The organism is Variovorax sp. H27-G14 (assembly GCF_046156345.1).
Taxonomy (GTDB): domain Bacteria; phylum Pseudomonadota; class Gammaproteobacteria; order Burkholderiales; family Burkholderiaceae_C; genus Variovorax.
On sequence record NZ_JAYLVN010000001.1, the window covers coordinates 238394 to 258553 of the forward strand.

The window sequence follows — 20160 nt, forward strand, 5'->3', positions numbered from 1 at the left end:
TGAACATTGATATTGCGCCATTCTCCACACTGAAGGCTGTGCCAACAATCGGCACACCTCATCACCCCCTGGAGCCCGCCCGTGCGGGAATCGCCATGACCCTTGCCACCTCTGCCCTCGAACCCTCGCCCGCCGTGCGCACCGACGCCGCCTGGCTCGACGCGCACTGGATGCCTTACACCGGCAACCGCAACTTCAAGGCCGATCCGCGGATCATCGTGGAGGCCAAGGGCGCCTACTTCACCGACATCGACGGCCGCAAGATCTTCGACGGCCTCTCCGGCCTGTGGTGCTCCGGCCTGGGCCACGGCCGCCCAGAGATCACCGAGGCCGTGAGCCGCCAGATCGCCAAGCTCGACTACTCGCCCGCTTTCCAGTTCGGCCACCCCGCGTCGTTCGAGCTGGCCAACAAGATCAAGGAACTGACGCCCGCCGGCCTGGACTACGTGTTCTTCACCGGCTCCGGCTCCGAAGCCGCCGACACCTCGCTGAAGATGGCGCGTGCCTACTGGCGCACCAAGGGCCAGGCAAGCAAGACCCGCCTCATCGGCCGCGAGAAGGGCTACCACGGCGTGAACTACGGCGGCATTTCGGTCGGCGGCATCGCGGCCAACCGCAAGCTCTTCGGCCAGGGCCTGGAAGCCGACCACCTGCCGCACACGCAGCTGGCGTCGAACGCCTTCACGCGCGGCATGGCCGAGCACGGCGCCGAGCTGGCCGACCGCCTGCTCGACATCATTGCGCTGCACGACGCGTCGAACATTGCCGCCGTGATCGTCGAGCCCTTCTCGGGTTCGGCCGGCGTGGTGATTCCGCCCAAGGGCTACCTGAAGCGCCTGCGCGACATCTGCACGGCCAACAACATCCTGTTGATCTTCGACGAGGTGATCACCGGTTTTGGCCGCTGCGGCGCGCTCACCGGCGCAGAGGCCTTCGGCGTGACGCCCGACATCATGAACATTGCCAAGCAAGTGACCAACGGCGCGCAGCCGCTGGGCGCCGTGGTGGCCAGCAAGGAGATCTACGACACCTTCATGGCCGCCGGCGGCCCCGACTACATGCTGGAGTTTCCGCACGGCTACACCTACGGCGCGCACCCCGTGGCCTGCGCCGCGGGCCTTGCGGCGCTCGAGGTGCTGCAGAAGGAAGACATGGTCGCTCGCGTGCAAGCGCTGGCCCCGCATTTCGAGAACGCGGTGCACAGCCTGAAGGGCAGCAAGCACGTCACCGACATTCGCAACTACGGTCTGGCCGCGGGCATCACCATTGCCGCGCTGCCGGGCGAGCCCGCGCGCCGGCCGTACGAAATTGCCATGAACTGCTGGAAGAAGGGCTTCTACGTGCGCTACGGCGGCGACACCATCCAGCTGGCGCCGCCGTTCATCTCGGAGAAGGCGGAGATCGACCGCATGGTGAACGCGCTGGCCGACGCGCTGGCCGAGACGGCCTGAGCCTGCCCTAGGCACACAGGCACGGCCCCATCGGGGGCCGGGTCCTACAGGCGGCACGCCGGCCGCCTTCCAATAATCCTCTGCATGACGGACCTGCGCAGCGACATCCCCGCCCGCCTGGACCGCCTGCCGTGGTCGCGCTGGCATTGGCGCGTGGTGATCGCGCTGGGCGTGGCCTGGGTGCTCGACGGGCTCGAAGTGACGCTGGTCGGTTCCATCGGCGCCGTGCTCGAGCGGCCCGACACGCTCGGGCTCACGGCCGGCCAGATCGGCTGGTCGGGCTCCATCTACATCGCGGGCGCGGTCGTTGGCGCGCTCGTGTTCGGGCGGCTCACCGACCGGCTGGGGCGCAAGAAACTCTTTCTGGTCACGCTGCTGGTCTACACGCTGGGCACGCTGGCCACGGCGTTCTCGCCCAACTTCGCCTTCTTCGCGCTGTGCCGTTTCGTCACGGGGCTGGGCATCGGCGGCGAATACGCGGCCATCAACTCGGCCATCGACGAGCTCATTCCGGCGCGCGTGCGCGGGCGCGTGAACCTTGCGATCAACGGCAGCTTCTGGATTGGCGCGGCGCTGGGCGCGGGCATCAGCCTCGTGCTGATCGATGCGCGCGTGATCGGGCCCGTGTGGGGCTGGCGCGCGGGCTTCGCGCTGGGCGCGGTGCTGGCCGTGGCGATGCTGCTCGTGCGGCGCGACGTGCCGGAGAGCCCGCGCTGGCTCATCGCGCACGGGCGCATCGATGAAGCCAAACGCATCATCGAAGAGATCGAGGCGAAGGTCGAGGCCGAGCATGGCCCCCTGCCCGCACCGCCCTCGACGGGGCACGTGCAATACGCTGCAGCCGGCCATCGGACCGCGTCGATGCGCGAAGTCGCACGCGTGCTGCTGAAGCACTACCGCCAGCGCAGCGTGGTCGCACTGGCATTGATGGTGTCGCAGGCGTTTTTCTACAACGCGATCTTCTTCACTTACGCGCTCGTGCTCACGCGCTTCTATGCCGTGCCGGAGGGCCGCGTTGCGTACTACATCTTTCCGTTCGCGCTTGGCAATGTGCTGGGCCCGCTGCTGCTCGGGCCGCTGTTCGACCGCGTGGGGCGGCGCAAGATGATCGCCCTCACCTACGTGCTGGCCGGCGTGGGCCTGGCGATCACGGGCTGGGCCTTCATGCAGGGCTGGCTTGACGCGCGCACGCAGGCGCTGTGCTGGTCGGCCGTTTTCTTTCTCGCGTCGGCGGCGGCCAGCTCGGCCTACCTCACGGTGAGCGAGGTGTTTCCGCTGGAGATGCGCGCCATCGCCATCGCGATCTTCTATGCCGTGGGCATGGGCGCAGGCGGCTTCGCGGCGCCGGTGCTGTTCGGCATGCTCATCGAAACGGGCAGCCGCGAAGCGGTGATGGTGGGCTACGCCATCGGCGCTGTGCTGGTGATTGTTGCGGGGCTGCTGGCCCTGCGCTACGCGGCCGATGCGGAGCGCAAGCCGCTCGAAGAAGTGGCGCCGCCGCTGGCTTCAGGCCACTGGCGCTGAAGCCTCAGAGCGCGCAGGTTCTGAAGCCGAAGAAACCGTCGTCACGCTCGGGCAGCGCAAAGCTGCGGCGGCGCGGCGAACGCAAGCGCGCACGCGTCGCGAACGATGCGCCGCGCAGTACGCGCGCCTTGCCGAAGGCCTTGGCCGGATCGAACGCCGTGCCCGCGCTCCACGGGTCGGCCTGGTAGCCGGGCCACGGCTGCAGCGTGCCCGCTGTCCACTCGTACACGTCGGCCCAGCGAAAGCCGCGCCGTGCGGCGGTGTGCGCCGCGATCTCCCACTCCACCTCGGTCGCGATGCGCCGGCCGGCCCATCGCGCCCACGCGTCGGCCTCCCACCAGCTCAGGTGCACGGCACTGTGGTGGCCGGCCGCGCGCACCGTCGCGCCAAAGCGTTGCTGCAGCACCGAGCCACCGCTGCCGTTGCGCGCCACGCCGATCTGCTCCACATGCCGCGGCCCGCGCCGCCCCTCGACCTGCGCGGCCAGCCAGCGCCAGCCCTCGGCATGCCAGAGCTCCTGCCGGTCGTAGCCGCCGTCGTCGACGAACTCGATGAACTGGCTCCAGGTGACGGGCTGCGCGTCGATCTCGAACTCGGGCACGTCCACCCGGTGCGCCACGCGCTCCTGCGCGAAGGCAAAGCCGCTGTCGGGCAAACCCAGCTCCCAGCGCGTGGCCGGCAGCAGCAGCGGCTCGCGCATGACGGCAATGGGCGGATGCTCTACGCCCAAAGGCAGCCCCAGGGTTTGCGCCATCACCACCAACTGCTCGCCGCGCAGGTCTTCGTGGAACAGCGCCAGGCGGTAGAAGTACAGGCCGGCGTCGGTCTCGGCGGCTTTCTCCAGCAGCTCGAGCGTGCTCTCCAGTGTCTCGAGCATGTAGGCCTTGGTGTGGGCCAGATCGGGCAGGTCGGCAATGCCGTGTTGCCCGGGCGACATCGGCGGCATCTGCGACATAGGCGGCATCGGAACGATCGGCGCTGTACGCCACCAGTCGTCCGCGCCGGGCTCTATCGCCGCCAGCCGGGTCGGCCGCGCGGGGCAGTCGTTGCCGAACGCGCGTTGCGTGTTGCGCCCGATCCACCATTCGGCGAACCAGCCGATGTGCCCCGCGAGCCACAGCGGCGGCACGACGTCGGGCCCGGCATGCACCTGCATCGTCTCGCCAATCGCCTGCTCGTAGAGCGACAGCAGGTGCAGGGTGTGGTTGCGCGCATCGATGAGCGCGAGCGACAGCAGGTCGCGGCCCGCGCGACGCATGTCGGGTGAATCGATCGACGGGGAGGTTGCCACGGCCGAGGCCGGAGGGGGGCGCGGTGTCTGGGCCATCGGCCATTATGGCGACCCTTCGATCACAGGTGCGCCCCCGGGTACGCCCCCAGCAGACACCCTCGATTACGTCGATAGAATCCGCTCCGCCTCACGCACCCGACCCGCTGGCACACAAAGCCAGTGCGTCGGGTGCAGTCGTATCTGGGGCATCCAGTACAAAAAACGGAGATGAAATGCAAGGCTTGCTCAAGCTGTCCCGGGCCATCGACTGGCTCAACGCCCAGGTCGGCAAATACGCCATCTGGCTGATCCTGGCGGCCACGCTGATCAGCGCCCTCAACGCCATCGTTCGCAAGGTGTTCAACACCAGCTCCAACGCGTTTCTCGAGGTGCAGTGGTACCTGTTTGCATGGTCCTTCCTGATTGCCGCTGGGTACACGCTGCTGCACCGCGAACACGTGCGCATCGACGTGCTCAACAGCCGGCTTTCAAAGCGCAAGCAGGTGTGGATCGACATCATCGGCTTCACCTTTTTCCTCACGCCGCTGTGCCTCACGGTGCTGTGGCTGTCGATGCCCGTGGTGCTGCAGATGTACCGCTCCGGCGAAATGTCGGGCAACTCCGGCGGGCTGATTCGCTGGCCCGTTTGGGCGGCGCTGCCGGTGGGCTTTGTGCTGCTGCTGCTGCAGGGCTGGTCTGAACTGATCAAGCGCATCGCGTTCCTGCGCGGCGCGGGGCCCGACCCCATGGGCCGGCTGACCGACAAGACGGCCGAGGCCGAACTCATCGAAGCGCTGCGCCTGCAGGCCGAGGCGGACGCCGCCAAGGCCGCGCCCGGCACAAGCGCCGTGGCCTCCAAGCCGCAACACTGACCGGCCGAGCACACACACCATGGAATTCATTGTTGCCAACTTCGCCCCGATCATGTTTGCGGGGCTCATCTGCTTTTTGCTGCTGGGCTTTCCCGTGGCATTCAGCCTCGGGGCCTGCGGCCTGTTCTTCGGTCTCGTGGGCATCGAGCTGGGCGTGTTCCAGTCGTCGGTAATGGCCTGGCTGCCGCAGCGGCTCATTGGCATCATGGCCAACGACACGCTGCTGGCAGTGCCGTTCTTCACGCTCATGGGGTTGATTCTGGAGCGCAGCGGCATGGCCGAAGACCTGCTCGACACGGTCGGCCAGGTGTTCGGCCCGATGCGCGGCGGCCTGGCGCTGGCGGTGATCTTCGTGGGCGCGCTGCTCGCGGCCACCACCGGCGTGGTGGCGGCCTCGGTCATCTCGATGGGCCTGATCTCGCTGCCCATCATGCTGCGCTACGGCTACGACCGGCGGCTGTCCAGCGGCGTCATTGCGGCATCGGGCACGCTGGCGCAGATCATCCCGCCCTCGCTGGTGCTGATCATCATGGCCGACCAGCTCGGCAAGAGCGTGGGCGACATGTACAAGGGCGCGTTCCTGCCCGGCTTCATGCTGATGGGCCTGTACGTGCTGTACGTGGTTTTCCTCGCCATCTTCAAGCCCACGCAGGTGCCCGCGCTGCCGACCGAGGCACGCACCTTCCGCCAGCCCGACGGCAGCGGCGGCTACACCTCGCTGGTGGCGCTCACGGCCCTGTCGGCCGTGGTGGCGGTCTGGCTGGCGCGCAACATGGCGGCCGTGCACACCTGGTTCCAGGGCGAGGAAGTGACCTTCGTGGCCACCGACGAGAAGGTGGTGGTCGCCATGTGCGGCGGCGTGTTCCTGGCGCTGGTGATTGCGCTGGTCAACAAGGGCCTGAAGCTCAACCTGCTGTCGCGCCTGGCCGAGCGGGTCACCTTCGTGCTGATTCCGCCGCTGCTGCTCATCTTCCTGGTGCTGGGCACCATCTTCCTGGGAGTGGCCACGCCCACCGAAGGCGGCGCCATGGGTGCCGTGGGGGCGCTGGTGATGGCGTGGGTGCGCCGGCGCATGAGCTTCTCGCTGCTCAAGCAGGCCATGGCCTCGACCACGCGGCTGTCGAGCTTCGTGATGTTCATCCTGATCGGCGCCACCGTGTTCAGCCTGGTGTTCCAGGCGGCGGACGGCCCAATCTGGGTCGAGCACCTGCTGTCTTCGCTTCCCGGTGGCCCGGTGGGCTTTCTGATTGCGGTGAACGTGCTGGTGTTCTTCCTGGCGTTCTTCCTGGACTACTTCGAGCTGTCGTTCATCGTGGTGCCGCTGCTGGCGCCGGTGGCGCACAAGCTGGGCATCGACCTGATCTGGTTCGGCGTGCTGCTGGCGGTGAACATGCAGACCTCGTTCATGCACCCGCCGTTCGGCTTTGCGCTGTTCTTCTTGCGCTCCGTCGCGCCAGAAAAGCAGTACGTGGACCGCGTGACCCAGAAGGTCATGGAGCCGGTAACGACGATGCAGATCTACAAGGGCGCGATCCCGTTCGTGCTGATCCAGCTCACGATGGTGGGCGTGCTCATCGCCTTCCCGCAGATCGTGACGGGCGCGCTCGACAAGGAGGTCAAGGTGAACCTGGACGACATCGGTGCCCAGATGCGCGACAGCCTGAAGCCCGAAGGCGACGCCCCGCCCGCCGACCCCTACGGCACGCCGGAAGAGCAGGCGCCCAAGGCGGAGCCGGGCGCACCCGGTGCCGAACCGGCACCCACCGCACCGGCCACGCCCGCCACCCCGGAACCGGCCGCGCAGACCGAAGAAAGCGACCCCATGAAGGCCATGCAGGACGCGCTGAAGCCGACGAAGCCCTGACGCGACATCCCGCGCATCCACACGGGGCCGGTTCATTCCGCCCCCGCTTGAAGCCCCCAAAAAAAAGGCCGACCTGCAAAAGCAGGCCGGCCTTTTTGCTGCCAGGCCGCGAACGGCCGGCCAGCAGGTCCTCAGATCTTGATCGAGTTCATGTACTGGTTGAACGGGTACTCCGAGAAGCGGTTCCACAGGATCTGGTCGCGCTGGAACGCGCGCATGTCCTGGTGGATCTTCTTGAAGTCGGCCGACTTGGCTTCATGCTCGGCAAACACTTCCATCGAGGCCTTGAAGCCCGCGTCCATCACTGGCTTGGGGAACGGCTTGAGCTGGGTCTTGGCCGCTACCAGGCGCTTGAGCGCAACGGGGTTGTAGGCGTCGTACTTGGCGATCATGTCGCGCGCGGCCACCTTGGTGGCTGCGTCGAGGATGGCCTTGTTCTCGTCCGACAGCTTGGCGAATGCCTTGTTGTTGATGAAGAACTCCAGGTCGGCGCCGCCTTCCCACCAGCCGGGGTAGTAGTAGTACGGGGCCACCTTGTTGAAGCCCAGCTTTTCGTCGTCGTAGGGGCCGACGAACTCGGCGGCGTCCAGCGTGCCCTTTTCGAGCGCCTGGTACACGTCACCCGCGGGCATGTTCTGCGACACCACGCCCAGCTTGGCCATGGCCTCGCCGAACACACCGCCGCCCATGCGCATCTTCAGGCCCTTCAGGTCTTCGACGGTCTTGATTTCCTTGCGGTACCAGCCGCCCATTTGCGTGCCGGTGTTGCCGGCGCTGGCGGTGCGGAAGTTGTACTGCGCAAAGAAGGCGTCGAGCAGCTTGCGGCCGTTGCCGTAGTCCTTCCAGGAGTCGGTCTGGCGCGCGGTCAGGCCGAACGGCACGGCACAGCTGAACGCAAAGATCGGGTCCTTGCCGGTGAAGTAGTAGGCCGCGGTCTGGGCCATTTCCAGGGTGTCGGCCTGCAGGGCGTCGACCACGCCGAAGGCCGGCATCAGTTCACCGGCGGGGTGCACCGAAATCTCGAACTTGCCGCCCGACAGTGCCTTGACCGTTTTCGAGAGCATTTCGGCGCTGCCGAAGATGGTGTCCAGCGAGCGCGGAAAGCTCGACGCAAGGCGCCAGCGAATTGCGGCTTGCGCGTGAACGGCCGGCGCAATGCCATAGGCCAAAACGCCGGCAATGCCGGCGTTTTTGATGAGGGAACGACGATCCATGAGTAGCTCTCCGAGTTCTTTGAAAAAACAAAACGCGGCTTGTGGCCGCGTTGGTGACTTCTGTCCAAGCCCGGGCGATTGTAAAAACGCGCTTACAGCACCCGGCCGGGGTTTACCCTGCGCGCCGCGCTCACCTGCGGCCTACGCCAGGGCACCGGGGCCAGCCTTGTAGACGAGGCATAAAATGTTAATTCGCCTGACGCACTTGCAGACACACGTCCTGACCCACACCACGATTTACCCCGACTCACCCCGACACCGGCATTCAAACATGAGACTCCCAACCTCCTTCAAGCCCGCACTGCTCGCCTTCGCCGCGGCCACCGCTTTCGGCGCGCAAGCGGCCGACATCAAGATCGGCGTTGCCGCCGCGCTGTCCGGCGGTGCCGCCCAGTACGGCTCGGCCATTCGCAACGGCTTTCAGCTCGCGGCCGATGAGATCAATGCCGCCGGCGGCATCAACGGCGACAAGATCGTGCTGACCGTCGAGGACGAGCAGGGCAAGAAGGAAGACGCCATCAACGTCTTCAAGAAACTGATCTTCCAGGACAAGGTGCTGATGACCTTCGGCCCCACGCTGTCGAACTCGGCCCAGGCGGCCGACCCGATTGCCCAGGCCTCCAAGACCGTGGCCTTCGGCACCTCCAACACCGCCGACGGCATCACCTCCATCGGTGACTACGTGTTCCGCAACTCGGTGACCGAGGCCGACGTGCTGCCCGAGACCCTGCGCGTGGCCATCAAGCACGCCAACGTGAAGAAGGTTGCGGTGCTCTACGGCAACGACGACGTGTTCACCAAGAGCGGCTACGACAACTTCAAGAAGGCCCTGGAAGACCTGAAGCTGACCGTGACCACGACCGAGACCTTTGCCAAGGGCGACGTCGACTTCAAGGCCCAGCTCACCAAGATCAAGGCCACCAACCCCGACGCCATCGTGCTGTCGGCCCTGCTGGCCGAAGGCGCGCCCATCATGGTGCAGGCCCGCCAGCTCGGCCTGAACGTGCCGGTCATCGGAGGCAACGGCATGAACTCGACCAAGATCTTCGAACTGGCCAAGGGCAGCTCGGACAACCTGTACGTGGGCAGCCCCTGGTCGTCCAGCAACGCCACGCCCGAGAACACCAAGTTCCAGAAGGCCTACAACGACAAGTTCAAGGCGGCTCCCGACCAGTTCGCGGCACAGGCCTACGACGGCCTGTACGTGGTGGCCCAGGCGCTCAAGGGCGTGAAGCTCACCGGCAACCTCACCAACGACCGCGCCGCCCTGCGCGACGCGCTGCCCAACGTGAAGTGGACCGGTGCCACCGGCGCCTTCGCCTTCGCGCGCGCCAAGGACAAGGCCGGCAAGCCCGCCGGCTACGACGCGCAGCAGCAGGCCATCGTCAGCGTGACGCGCGGCACGCAGTTCGTGATCGAGAAGTAAGCAGGGTTCCTGCCGCTTCGGTGGCGGGCCGCGCGGCCCGCCATGCCTCTCTCGCCTCTCTCGCATCTGGCGCAGGACTGCCCTCTGCGCCGTTTTCTTTTTTGATTTGCCGCAACGCCCCTCGGCTTGCGGCCTGACGGAAGCCCATCGTGCTCGATCAGCAGCTTGTCAACGCCCTGTCGCTGGGGTGCGTCTACGCACTCTTCGCCCTTGGCTTCACACTCATCTTCGGCGTGCTCGGCGTCATCAACCTGTCGCACGGCGCGGTGTTCATGGTGGGCGCCTATTCGGCGGCCGAATTCATGCGCGTGTCGGGCATGCCGCTGTGGGTCGGGCTGCCGTTCGCCTTCGCGTTCTGCGGCGTGCTGGGCTTTCTGGTCGACGTGCTGGTGCTCAAGCCGCTGCGCAAGCGCAACGCACCGCACCTGATTCCGATGATCGCCACCATCGGCGTGGCCATCATCCTGAACAACGGCATCCAGGGCATCTTCGGCGCGGAAAACCTGCGCTTCCCGCCCGGCACCATTCCCGACGACGCGCTGGTGTTCGCGGGCATCCACGTCACCGTGCTGGAGCTGGGCATCGTGCTGGCGTCCTTCGTGCTCATGGGCGTGCTGATGCTGTCGCTGCAGCGCACGCAACTGGGCCGCGCACTGCGCGCCATTGCGGAGTCGCCCAAGGCGGCGTACCTGGTGGGCGTGAACGTGGAGGGCCTGTTCTACCTGACCTCCTTCGTGGCCGCCGGCCTCGGTGGCGTGGCGGGCGTGCTGATCGGGCTGTATTCGAACGCCCTCTTCCCGCTGATGGGCCAGCCGATGCTGGAGAAGGGCATTGCGGTGATCATTCTGGGCGGCATGGGCGACATTCGCGGGGCGCTGCTCGGTGGCCTGTTCCTGGGCTTTGCCGAGGTGCTGTCGGTGGCCTACGTGGGCTCCAACATGCGCGACGCGGTGGCCTTCGGCCTGCTGTTCCTGGTGCTGCTGGTGCGCCCCAAGGGCCTCTTCGGCTCGCTCAAAGAGCGCAAGGTCTGACGATGGAAGCACTCGACAACTTCTGGTCGGTCTACAGCAACCTGGTGCTCTCGCTGGGCATCAACAGCCTGCTGGCACTGTCCATCTGGCTCACGCTGGCCTGCGGCATGCTGGCCCTGGCCAATGCGGCCTTCATGGGCATTGGCGCGTACACCGCGTCGATCCTCACGCTGAGCTACGGCGTGCCGTTTCCGGTGGCCATTGCCGCCGGCATGGCCGCGCCGGCGCTGGTGGCCTTCGTCATCGGCAAGCCCACGCTGCGGCTGTCGGGCGTGTACCTGGCCATGGCCACGCTGGCCTTCGGCGAGGTGGTGCGCATCGCCATCCTCAACGCCGAGTCGCTCACGGGCGGCGCACTGGGGCTGAACGGCATTCCGCAGTCGACCCAGTGGTGGCACGTGGCGCTGGCGCTGGTGCTCACGCTGCTGGTGCTGTGGCGCGTGCGCCGCTCCAAGGTGGGCCGTGCCTTCGAGGCCATCAAGGAAGACGAAACCGCCGCCGGCCTGATGGGCATCGACGTGGCGGGCCACAAGATGCTGGCCTTTGTGCTGGGCGGCGCCATTGCCGGCCTGGCGGGCACGCTGAACGCACACCTGACCTTCTTCATCGGCCCGGCGGAGTACGGCTTCAACCGCGCGGTCGACATCCTCACGATGGCGATTCTGGGTGGCATCGGCGGGCTCACCGGCCCGGTGCTGGGCGGCACTATCCTCACGCTGCTGCCGGAAATGCTGCGTGGCCTGGGCGCGTTCCGCCTGGTGGTCAATGGCTTCATCCTGGTGCTGATCGTGCTGTTCCTGCCCAAGGGCATCTGGGACCCGGCGCGCATCCGCCAGTGGTTCGGCCGCAAGGGGAGCGCAGCATGAGCGACCAGACACTGCTGACACTGAAGAACGTGTCGCGCCACTTCGGCGGACTCAAGGTCCTGCAGGACGTGAACCTGGACATTCCCAAGGGCGGCATCTTCGGCCTGATCGGGCCCAACGGGGCCGGCAAGACGACGGTGTTCAACCTGATCACCGGCCTGCTGCCGACCACCAGCGGCACCATCCATTTCGAAGGTCGGGACCTGGCGGGGCGCAAGCCCTTCCAGATCACCCGGGGCGGCATTGCGCGCACCTTTCAGAACATCCGCATCTTCAAGGAGATGTCGCTGCTGGAGAACGTGATCGTCGGCATGGATTCCAAGCTGCGCTACGGCCCCTTCGGCCTGCTGGCCGGCTCGGGCCTGTTCCGCAGCGAGGAAAAGCGCGCGCGCGACCGTGCACGCGAACTGCTCAGCTGGGTCAAGCTCGACCACAAGGCAGAGGACACGGCCGACAACCTCTCCTACGGCGACCAGCGCAAGCTGGAACTGGCGCGCGCGCTGGCCACCGAGCCCACGCTGCTGCTGCTCGACGAGCCGGTGGCCGGCATGAACAGCACCGAAAAGAGCGAGCTGATGGTGGAGATTCAGAACATCTCGGCGCGCGGCTTCACGGTGTTCATGATCGAGCACGACATGCGCTTCGTGATGGGCCTGTGCCAGCAGATTGCGGTGCTGAACTTCGGCCGCATCATCGCGCGCGGCGGCCCCGACGAGATCCGCAACGACCCGCAGGTGATCGAGGCCTACCTGGGCCGCGAAGACGACGAAGCCACGAACGAGGAGGCTGCGGCATGAGCGGCACCATGACAACCCCCCTGCTGCAGGTGAAAGACCTGAAGGTGTCCTTCGGCCATGTGCAGGCCGTGAAGGGCATCGACTTCGAGCTGCATGAAGGGCAGATCACCACGCTGGTCGGCGCCAACGGCGCGGGCAAGTCGACCACGCTGCTGGCGCTGTCGGGCCTGGTGAAGAAGACCGCCGGGCGCGTGAGCTTTGCGGGGCAGGACATCACGGGCCTGTCGCCGCACAAGATCGTGGCCGGTGGCGTGGTGCAGGTGGCCGAAGGCCGCGCCACGCTGACCACGCTGACGGTGCGCGACAACCTGGAGCTGGGCGCCTACACGCGGCGCGACGGCACAGCCGCGCGCCTGGCCGACCTGGAGCGCATCTATGCCCTCTTTCCGGTGCTGAAGGACCGGGCCGACGGGCTGGCGGGCAACCTGTCGGGTGGCGAGCAGCAGATGCTGGCCATCGGCCGGGCCCTGATGGCCAAGCCGCGCGTGCTGCTGCTCGACGAGCCCTCGATGGGCCTGGCGCCGATCATCGTGCAGGACATCTTTCGCACGCTGCGCGAGATCAACAAGCAGGGCCTGACGATCTTTCTGGTGGAGCAGAACGTGCGCCAGGCGCTGAAGATTGCGGACCGGGCGTATGTGATCGAAACGGGGAGCATCGTGCTCGAAGGCACGGGGCGCGAGCTGCTGGGCAACCCGAAGGTGCAGGACGCGTACCTGGGGAGCTGACCTTGGGTTTTTCTCCCTCCCCCGCTGGGGGAGGGTCGGGGTGGGGGCCGGCGGCGCTTGATATGCCGCAGCTTCGTTGAGGCCGCTTGCCCCCATCCCAGCCTTCCCCCGGGAGGGGAAGGAGCAATACCCGAACTCAGTTGCGGCCGAAGCGTTCGGCGATGGACTTTTCGATGCCCGGCGCATCGAGGCCGATGCCGGCCAGCAGCTTGGTCGGATCGCCATGCTCGATGAAGCGGTCTGGCAGGCCCAGTTGCAGCACCGGCTTCAACACATTGGCGGCCTGCAGCGCTTCGAGCACCGCACTGCCGGCACCACCGACGATGGCGCCCTCTTCCAGCGTGACGATCGCGTCATGCGTGGCCGCAACCTTCAGCAGCAACTCCACGTCCAGCGGCTTGGCCCAGCGCATGTTGACCACCGTCGCGTTCAGCGATTCGGCGGCGCTGAGCGCGGGGTACAGCAGCGTGCCGAACGCGAAGATGGCAATGCGCTGGCCTTCGCGGCGAATCTCGCCCTTGCCCAGCGGCAGCGATTCGAGCGTCAGGTGCGGCGTCACGCCGGCCCCCGCGCCACGCGGATAGCGCACCGCCACCGGATGGTTCTGCTCGTACGCGCTGGTGAGCAACTGGCGGCATTCGCGCTCGTCGGCCGGGCACGCGATGCTCATGTTCGGAATGCAGCGCAGGAAGGGAATGTCGTAGGCACCCGCGTGCGTGGCGCCATCGGCGCCGACCAGGCCCGCGCGGTCGAGCGCAAACACAACAGGCAGGTTCTGAATGGCCACGTCGTGAATCAGCTGGTCGTAGGCGCGCTGCAGAAAGGTGGAGTAGATCGCCACCACCGGCTTCAGCCCCTCGCACGCCAGGCCGGCCGCGAAGGTCACGGCATGCTGCTCGGCAATGCCGACGTCGTAGTAACGGTCAGGGAAGCGCTTCTCGAACTCCACCAGCCCCGAGCCCTCGCGCATTGCGGGCGTGATGCCCACCAGACGGCCGTCGGCGGCTGCCGTGTCGCACAGCCACTGGCCGAACACCTGCGTGAAGGTCTGCTTGGCCACCACGGTCGACTTGACCAGCCCGACCTGCGGATCGAACTTGCCCGGGCCGTGATAGGCCACCGGGTCGGCCTCGGCCAGCTTGTAGCCCTGGCCCTTCTTGGTGACCACGTGCAGAAACTGCGGGCCGTCCAGGTGCTTCAGGTTCTCCAGCGTGGGCACCAGCGAATCGAGGTCGTGGCCGTCGATGGGGCCGACGTAGTTGAAGCCGAACTGCTCGAACAGCGTGGCCGGCACGACCATGCCCTTGGCATGCTGCTCCAGGCGCTTGGCCAGCTCGAACAGCGGCGGCGCGTTGCGCAGCACGCTCTTGCCCACGTTCTTGGCGGCCGCGTAGAAGTTGCCGCTCATCAGCTGCGCAAGATAGCGATTGAGCGCGCCCACCGGCGGGCTGATCGACATGTCGTTGTCGTTCAGGATCACCAGCAGCTTGCAGTCGCACACGCCCGCGTTGTTCAGTGCCTCGAAGGCCATGCCCGCCGTGAGCGCGCCGTCGCCGATGATGGCCACGGCGTGGCGGTCTTCGCCCTTCTGCTTCGCACCCATGGCCATGCCCAGCGCGGCCGAGATGCTGGTCGACGAGTGCGCCGTGCCGAAGGTGTCGTACTCGCTCTCGCTGCGCTGCGGAAAGCCCGAGATGCCGCCGAGCTGGCGCAGCGTGGGCATGCGCTCGCGCCGGCCCGTAAGGATCTTGTGCGGGTAGGTCTGGTGGCCCACGTCCCACACCAGGCGGTCGTGCGGCGTGTTGAACACATGGTGCAGCGCCACCGTCAACTCGACCGTGCCGAGGTTGGAGCTCAGGTGGCCGCCGGTGCGCGACACGTTGTCGAGCACGCAGGCGCGCACCTCGTCGGACAGCTGGCGCAGCTGGGCCCGGTCGTACTTGCGGATCGGCGAGGGGTCGTGGAGTGTGGGGAGCAGCGGAGCCATGAAGGTGTGTTCTTTTCTCTCTCAGCGGTCTCGGTCGACCACCATGTGGGCCAGCGCGCGCAGCGCGGCGGTGTCGGCGAGGCCGCTCTGTTCCAGTGCGCCCAGCGCGTCGGCCAGCAGCTGGCGGGCCTGCACGCGCGCGCCGTCGAGGCCGAGCAGCGAAACGTAGGTGGGCTTGTCGGCCGCGGCGTCCTTGCCGGCGGTCTTGCCCAGGGTGTGCGAGTCGGCGGTGACGTCCAGGATGTCGTCGACCACCTGAAACGCAAGGCCGATGGCCGCGCCGTAGTCGCGCAGCGCAACGAGCGCCGTATCGGTGACGGGGCCGCAGGCCGCGCCCATCTCCACGCTGCCCTGCAGCAGCGCGCCGGTCTTCAGGCGGTGCATTTCGCGCAGCTGCGCTTCGTTCAGCGCAATGCCTACGCTGGCCAGGTCGATCGCCTGGCCGCCGGCCATGCCCTGGCTGCCCGCGGCGCGCGCGAGCAGGCGGCACAGCAGGGCCTGAATGGCGGCGGGAATCTCGTCGCCCTCGGGCGTGAGCAGCTCGAAGGCCAGCGCCTGCAGCGCGTCGCCGGCCAGCAGCGCGTCTGCCTCGCCAAACTTCACATGCACGGTGGGCTTGCCGCGGCGCAGCACGTCGTTGTCCATGCACGGCAGGTCGTCGTGCACCAGCGAATAGGCATGGATCAGCTCGGTGGCGCAGGCCGCGCGCAGGGCCGCGGCGTGGTTGCCGCCCACGGCCTCGCTGGCGGCCAGCACCAGCAGGGGTCGCAGCCGCTTGCCACCGTCGAGCACGGCGTATCGCATGGCGTCGCCCAGCAGCACCGGGGCGTCCACGCCGACCCAGCGCGACAGCGCGGCCTCGACCGTGGCCAGGTGCGGCTCGCTCCAACCGGCAAGGGTCTTGGCGTCCCAGTGGGGGGAATTCATTGTGGCGGCGCTCATTCGGCCGTCCAGACCTTCAGGCTGCCCGCGTCGAGCACCTTGATCTGGTCTTCGACCGCCTGCAGCTTGTCGCGGCAGAAGGCGAGCAGCACGGCGCCGCGCTGGTAGCTGCCAAGCAGCTGGTCGAGGGGCAACTGGCCCGATTCGAGTTCCGCCACCAGTTGTTCCAGTTCCTGAAGCCCGGCTTCGTAACTGGCGGGCAACGTGCCCGTGTCGGGCGTGGCCGCCGGGCTGGACGTGGAAGGAGAAGGCACCTTGGGCATGCAAGCGAAACGTGGGTGAAACCGGGCATTTTAGGACCGGGACCAAAACAGGGGCCGACGGGTACAATGCGAACTTCTCTCGTTGACGATGTCAGCGCATTCTTCGGGCCGTCGACCCTCCAGACGGCGCCTCCCGTTCTTCTCTCTTTTCTCCCTGTGGGGAGCTTGGTCAGGTCCTCCATGTCTGATTTAAGTCTTCAACTGCAGCAGGCCGCGAGCCAACTTCCAGTTTCCGCGTATTTCGACGAGGCACTCTATGCCCGCGAAATGCAGAACCTTTTTGCGCGAGGGCCCCGCTACGTCGGCCATCGCCTGGCCGTGCCCGAAATGGGCAACTTCCATACGCTGCCCCAGGAGCACCAGGGCCGTGCGCTGGTGCACACGCCCAAGGGCGTGGAGCTGATCTCCAACGTCTGCCGGCATCGCCAGGCGCTGATCCTGCAGGGCCGCGGCCAGCTCGACAACCAGGCCGGCGGCAACATCGTGTGCCCCTTGCACCGCTGGACCTACGCCGCCAGCGACCCGCGCACCACAGGCACGCTGATCGGTGCGCCGCACTTCGAGCAGGACCCGTGCCTTCACCTGCACAACTACCCGCTCACCGAGTGGAACGGCCTGCTGTTCGAGAAAAACGCCGACGGCACCGGCCACGACGTGGCCGCCCACATGGCGGATCTCGGCCCCCGGGCCGACCTGGACTTCAGCGGCTACACGCTGGACCGGGTCGAGCTGCACGAGTGCAACTACAACTGGAAGACGTTCATCGAGGTGTACCTGGAGGACTACCACGTGGGCCCGTTCCATCCGGGCCTGGGCAGCTTCGTCACCTGCGACGACCTGCGCTGGGAGTTCAACCGCAACTACTCGGTGCAGACGGTGGGCGTGGCCAACCGGCTGGGCCGCGCGGGCAGCCCGGTCTACCAGAAGTGGCAGGAGCAGTTGCTCAAGTACCGCGACGGCAAGCCGCCGAAGTACGGCGCCATCTGGCTGACCTACTACCCGCACGTGATGGTCGAGTGGTATCCGCACGTGCTCACCGTGTCGACCCTGCACCCGGTGAGCCCGACCAAGACGCTGAACATGGTCGAGTTCTTCTACCCCGAGGAAATCGTCGCCTTCGAGCGCGAGTTCGTCGAGGCCCAGCAGGCCGCCTACATGGAAACCTGCGTGGAAGACGACGAGATTGCCGAGCGCATGGACGCCGGTCGCCGTGCGCTCATGCTGCGCGGCGACAACGAGACGGGGCCTTATCAGAGCCCGATGGAAGACGGCATGCAGCAGTTCCACGAGTGGTACCGCGTGGCCATGCAGCAGGCTGCGGCGTGAGAGGCTTCCACAAGCTCAGCCCGAACAGTTGGGGTGCGTTCGACTGACCTCCATACCGTTCGCCCTGAGCTTGTCGAAGGGCTGCAAGTGAGCGCACTTTTTTCTTTTCCATTGATTCAAGACTGACCGACGATGCAAGCGCTTTGGATGGTGCTCGGCGCCTTTTTGTTCGCCACGATGAGCGTGGTCGTGAAGATTGCTTCTGAGTGGTTCAACAGCGGCGAAATGGTGCTGGGGCGCGGCCTCATCGGCATTGTTTTTCTCTGGCTGCTGGCGCGCAACCGCGGTGTGTCGCTGGCCACCAAATACCCCGGCATGCATGCCTGGCGCAGCACCATCGGCGTGATCTCTCTCGGCGCCTGGTTCTACGCCATTGCCCACATGCCGCTGGCCACCGCCGTCACGCTGAACTACATGAGCAGCGTGTGGGTCGCGGCCTTTCTGATCGGTGGCGCGCTGCTGGCCTGGGTGCCGGTGCCCGGACGCGATGGCCGCGTGGAGCGCCCTCCGCTGCAGGGCGCGCTGGCCATGACGGTGCTCGTCGGCTTTGCCGGCGTGGTGCTCATGCTGCGGCCCAGCGTGGACGGCAACCAGGGCTTTGCCGGGCTGCTGGGCCTGCTGTCGGGCCTCACGGCCGCGTTCGCCTACATGCAGGTGGTGGCGCTGTCGCGCATCGGCGAGCCGGAGCTGCGCACGGTGTTCTATTTCGCGGTGGGCTCGGCCGTGGCCGGCGCCTTTGCCACCGCCATCACCGGCTTTTCGGGCGGCAGTTCGTGGACCTGGCAGCATGCGCTGTGGCTGCTGCCCATCGGCTTGCTGGCCGCCCTGGGGCAGCTGTGCATGACGCGCGCCTACGCCACCGCCAAGACCCAGGCCGGCACGCTGGTGGTCGCCAACCTGCAGTATTCGGGCATCGTGTTCGCGGCGTTCTACAGCGTGGTGCTGTTCCACGAACGCATCGACGCCATGGGCTGGGCCGGCATGGCACTGATCATTGCCAGCGGCATTGCTGCAACGGTGTTGCGACAACGGGCCGTGCCCAAGGCCCCGGCCGAAGAACACTGAACGACATTTTTTTCGAAGGAGCACGCGCCATGTACACCACCCTCATCGCCGTCGATCAACTCCAGCAGCTGCAGGCCGGCGACACACCCTTCATGGTGTTCGACTGCAGCTTCGACCTCATGAAACCCGACGCCGGCCCGCAGCAGTACGCCGCCGCGCACATTCCGGGCGCGCACCATGCCAACCTGGACACCGACCTGAGCGCCAGGCACGGCGTGCCCGGCGCGCACGGCGAGGTGGTGGTGGCGCAGGACGACGGCCTGCCGGCCTCGGGCGGGCGGCACCCGCTGCCCAGCCGCGAGAAGTTCGCGCAGTGGCTCTCGGGCATCGGCTTTGCCAACAACATGCAGGCCGTGGTGTACGACCGCAACGGCGCCAACTACTGCGGGCGCCTGTGGTGGATGCTCAAGTGGATGGGCCACGACGCCGTGGCCGTGCTCGACGGCGGCCTGCAGGCCTGGCAGGCGGCGGGCGGCGAAGTGACGAACCGCGAGGAGCCCGCGCGCTTCCAGTCGAACTTTGTCACCGGCGAGCCCATTGCAAAACTCGTGACCACCGACACCGTGGTGCGTCGGCTCGGCCAGCCTGACCAGAACCTGATCGACGCACGCGCCGGTGCACGTTACCGCGGCGAGGTGGAACCTCTGGACCCGATTGCCGGTCACATCCCCGGGGCCTTGAACCGGCCCTTTGCCGAGAACATCGGTCCGGACGGCAAGTTCAAGCCGGCATCGCAATTGCGTGCCGAGTTCGAAGCGCTGCTTGCGGGCCGCGACCCGGCAAGCGTCGTCCACCAGTGCGGCAGCGGTGTCAGTGCCGTGCCCAACCTGCTCGCCATGCAGATCGCGGGGTTCGGGACGACCGCGCTCTATGCCGGCAGCTGGAGCGAATGGAGCAACACGCCGGGGCTGCCGACCCGGCAAGGCGCTGAACCATGACATTGACGAATCGACGTTTCCGGGCATCCGGCCGCAGCCGCATCACCGGTCTCGCCATCGCGGCCACGCTCTTCGCGGCCGCCCCCTTCCTCACCGCACAGGCACAGCAACAGCACGCCCACGTGCACGGCCAGCTCAAGCTGGACGTGGCCATCGACGGCCCCACGGTGGTGATCGACATGGAGTCCCCGCTCGACAACATCGTGGGCTTCGAGCGCGCCCCCAAGACCGACGCCGAGAAAAAGGCCGTCGAAGAGGCCGTGGCCCAGCTGCGCGCGGCCGACAAGCTCTTCACCGTCGACCCCGCCGCCAACTGCAAGCTCGGCCCCGTCGACCTGCGCTCCGGCGCGCTGGGCCTGGGCAACCCCGACCCCAGTGAGCCCGCCGGCCATGCCGACCTGGACGCCACCTTCTCCTTCAACTGCACCAACGCGGGCGCCGCGAAGTTCATCGACGTGAACCTGTTCAGCGCGTTCAAGGGGCTGCGCCAGATCGACTCGCAGATTGCCACCGCGCAGGGCCAGTTCAAGCGCCAGCTGAAGCGCCCGAGCGGCGCGCAGGCCGAGCAGCCGGCCCGCCTGGGTTGGGGCAAGTGA

At 67.0% G+C, this 20160-nt stretch carries 18 protein-coding genes; 13 read left to right on the top strand and 5 right to left on the bottom strand.

All coding sequences use genetic code 11. The features are described from left to right. The first annotated feature begins 95 nt into the window (after positions 1–95). Entirely contained in the window at positions 96–1451 is a 1356-nt protein-coding gene (locus tag VLK31_RS01170) for an aspartate aminotransferase family protein (RefSeq protein ID WP_409166537.1), read from the top strand. 84 nt (positions 1452–1535) lie between these two features. Further along, positions 1536–2975, top strand: coding sequence for an MFS transporter (locus tag VLK31_RS01175; protein WP_409166538.1), 1440 nt, complete (start codon positions 1536–1538; stop codon positions 2973–2975). Positions 2976–2979: 4 nt separating this feature from the next. Here VLK31_RS01175 and VLK31_RS01180 read toward each other — a convergent pair whose 3' ends face one another. After that, positions 2980–4302, bottom strand: a complete 1323-nt coding sequence (locus VLK31_RS01180; protein ID WP_409166539.1) for an SUMF1/EgtB/PvdO family nonheme iron enzyme — start codon at positions 4300–4302, stop codon at positions 2980–2982. Positions 4303–4478: 176 nt separating this feature from the next. Here VLK31_RS01180 and VLK31_RS01185 point away from each other — a divergent pair, with 176 nt between their 5' ends. Continuing rightward, on the top strand, positions 4479–5117 hold the full coding sequence (locus VLK31_RS01185; RefSeq protein WP_409166540.1) for a TRAP transporter small permease subunit: 639 nt from the start codon (positions 4479–4481) through the stop codon (positions 5115–5117). 19 nt (positions 5118–5136) lie between these two features. Continuing rightward, positions 5137–6981, top strand: a complete 1845-nt coding sequence (locus VLK31_RS01190; RefSeq protein ID WP_409166541.1) for a TRAP transporter large permease subunit — start codon at positions 5137–5139, stop codon at positions 6979–6981. Positions 6982–7112: 131 nt separating this feature from the next. Here the strand turns inward: VLK31_RS01190 and VLK31_RS01195 are convergent, their stop codons facing one another. Then, positions 7113–8195, bottom strand: coding sequence for a TRAP transporter substrate-binding protein (locus tag VLK31_RS01195; protein WP_409166542.1), 1083 nt, complete (start codon positions 8193–8195; stop codon positions 7113–7115). Between the two features lie 271 nt (positions 8196–8466). On the opposite strand from VLK31_RS01195, the gene VLK31_RS01200 reads away from it, so the two are divergent. The 5 genes from VLK31_RS01200 to VLK31_RS01220 all read left to right on the top strand — a co-directional run bounded on the left by VLK31_RS01200 (position 8467) and on the right by VLK31_RS01220 (position 13043). Further along, the gene (locus tag VLK31_RS01200) at positions 8467–9621 is read left to right on the top strand and encodes an ABC transporter substrate-binding protein (protein ID WP_409166543.1); all 1155 of its coding nucleotides are present in this window, start codon (positions 8467–8469) and stop codon (positions 9619–9621) included. Between the two features lie 149 nt (positions 9622–9770). Then, positions 9771–10652 carry a branched-chain amino acid ABC transporter permease gene (locus VLK31_RS01205; RefSeq protein ID WP_339089879.1) on the top strand — a complete coding sequence of 294 codons (882 nt, stop codon included), beginning with the start codon at positions 9771–9773 and terminating at the stop codon, positions 10650–10652. A 2-nt stretch (positions 10653–10654) separates the two neighbouring features. After that, positions 10655–11518 carry a branched-chain amino acid ABC transporter permease gene (locus VLK31_RS01210; RefSeq protein WP_409166544.1) on the top strand — a complete coding sequence of 288 codons (864 nt, stop codon included), beginning with the start codon at positions 10655–10657 and terminating at the stop codon, positions 11516–11518. Between the two features lie 11 nt (positions 11519–11529). Then, positions 11530–12315, top strand: coding sequence for an ABC transporter ATP-binding protein (locus VLK31_RS01215; RefSeq protein WP_409167344.1), 786 nt, complete (start codon positions 11530–11532; stop codon positions 12313–12315). After that, positions 12312–13043 carry an ABC transporter ATP-binding protein gene (locus tag VLK31_RS01220; protein ID WP_409166545.1) on the top strand — a complete coding sequence of 244 codons (732 nt, stop codon included), beginning with the start codon at positions 12312–12314 and terminating at the stop codon, positions 13041–13043. Before VLK31_RS01215 ends, VLK31_RS01220 begins: the two co-directional genes overlap by 4 nt. A 136-nt stretch (positions 13044–13179) precedes the next feature. Here the strand turns inward: VLK31_RS01220 and dxs are convergent, their stop codons facing one another. From dxs to xseB, 3 genes are read right to left on the bottom strand one after another with little or no spacing between them, the layout of a single operon-like run. Then, on the bottom strand, positions 13180–15030 hold the full coding sequence (gene dxs / locus VLK31_RS01225) for a 1-deoxy-D-xylulose-5-phosphate synthase (protein WP_409166546.1): 1851 nt from the start codon (positions 15028–15030) through the stop codon (positions 13180–13182). A 21-nt stretch (positions 15031–15051) separates the two neighbouring features. After that, positions 15052–15972, bottom strand: coding sequence for a polyprenyl synthetase family protein (locus tag VLK31_RS01230; protein ID WP_409166547.1), 921 nt, complete (start codon positions 15970–15972; stop codon positions 15052–15054). Further along, on the bottom strand, positions 15969–16235 hold the full coding sequence (xseB, locus tag VLK31_RS01235) for an exodeoxyribonuclease VII small subunit (protein WP_409166548.1): 267 nt from the start codon (positions 16233–16235) through the stop codon (positions 15969–15971). The genes VLK31_RS01230 and xseB overlap by 4 nt, the downstream gene beginning before the upstream one ends. A 180-nt stretch (positions 16236–16415) precedes the next feature. On the opposite strand from xseB, the gene VLK31_RS01240 reads away from it, so the two are divergent. From VLK31_RS01240 to VLK31_RS01255, 4 genes are all read left to right on the top strand, one after another. Continuing rightward, the gene (locus tag VLK31_RS01240) at positions 16416–17561 is read left to right on the top strand and encodes an aromatic ring-hydroxylating oxygenase subunit alpha (protein ID WP_409166549.1); all 1146 of its coding nucleotides are present in this window, start codon (positions 16416–16418) and stop codon (positions 17559–17561) included. 132 nt (positions 17562–17693) lie between these two features. Beyond that, positions 17694–18626: a DMT family transporter gene (locus VLK31_RS01245; RefSeq protein WP_409166550.1), complete on the top strand. Its 933-nt coding sequence runs from the start codon at positions 17694–17696 to the stop codon at positions 18624–18626. A gap of 29 nt (positions 18627–18655) precedes the next feature. After that, positions 18656–19564 (top strand): sulfurtransferase, encoded by a 909-nt coding sequence (locus tag VLK31_RS01250; RefSeq protein WP_409166551.1) that lies wholly within the window; start codon positions 18656–18658, stop codon positions 19562–19564. Further along, positions 19561–20160: a DUF2796 domain-containing protein gene (locus VLK31_RS01255; protein WP_409166552.1), complete on the top strand. Its 600-nt coding sequence runs from the start codon at positions 19561–19563 to the stop codon at positions 20158–20160. Before VLK31_RS01250 ends, VLK31_RS01255 begins: the two co-directional genes overlap by 4 nt.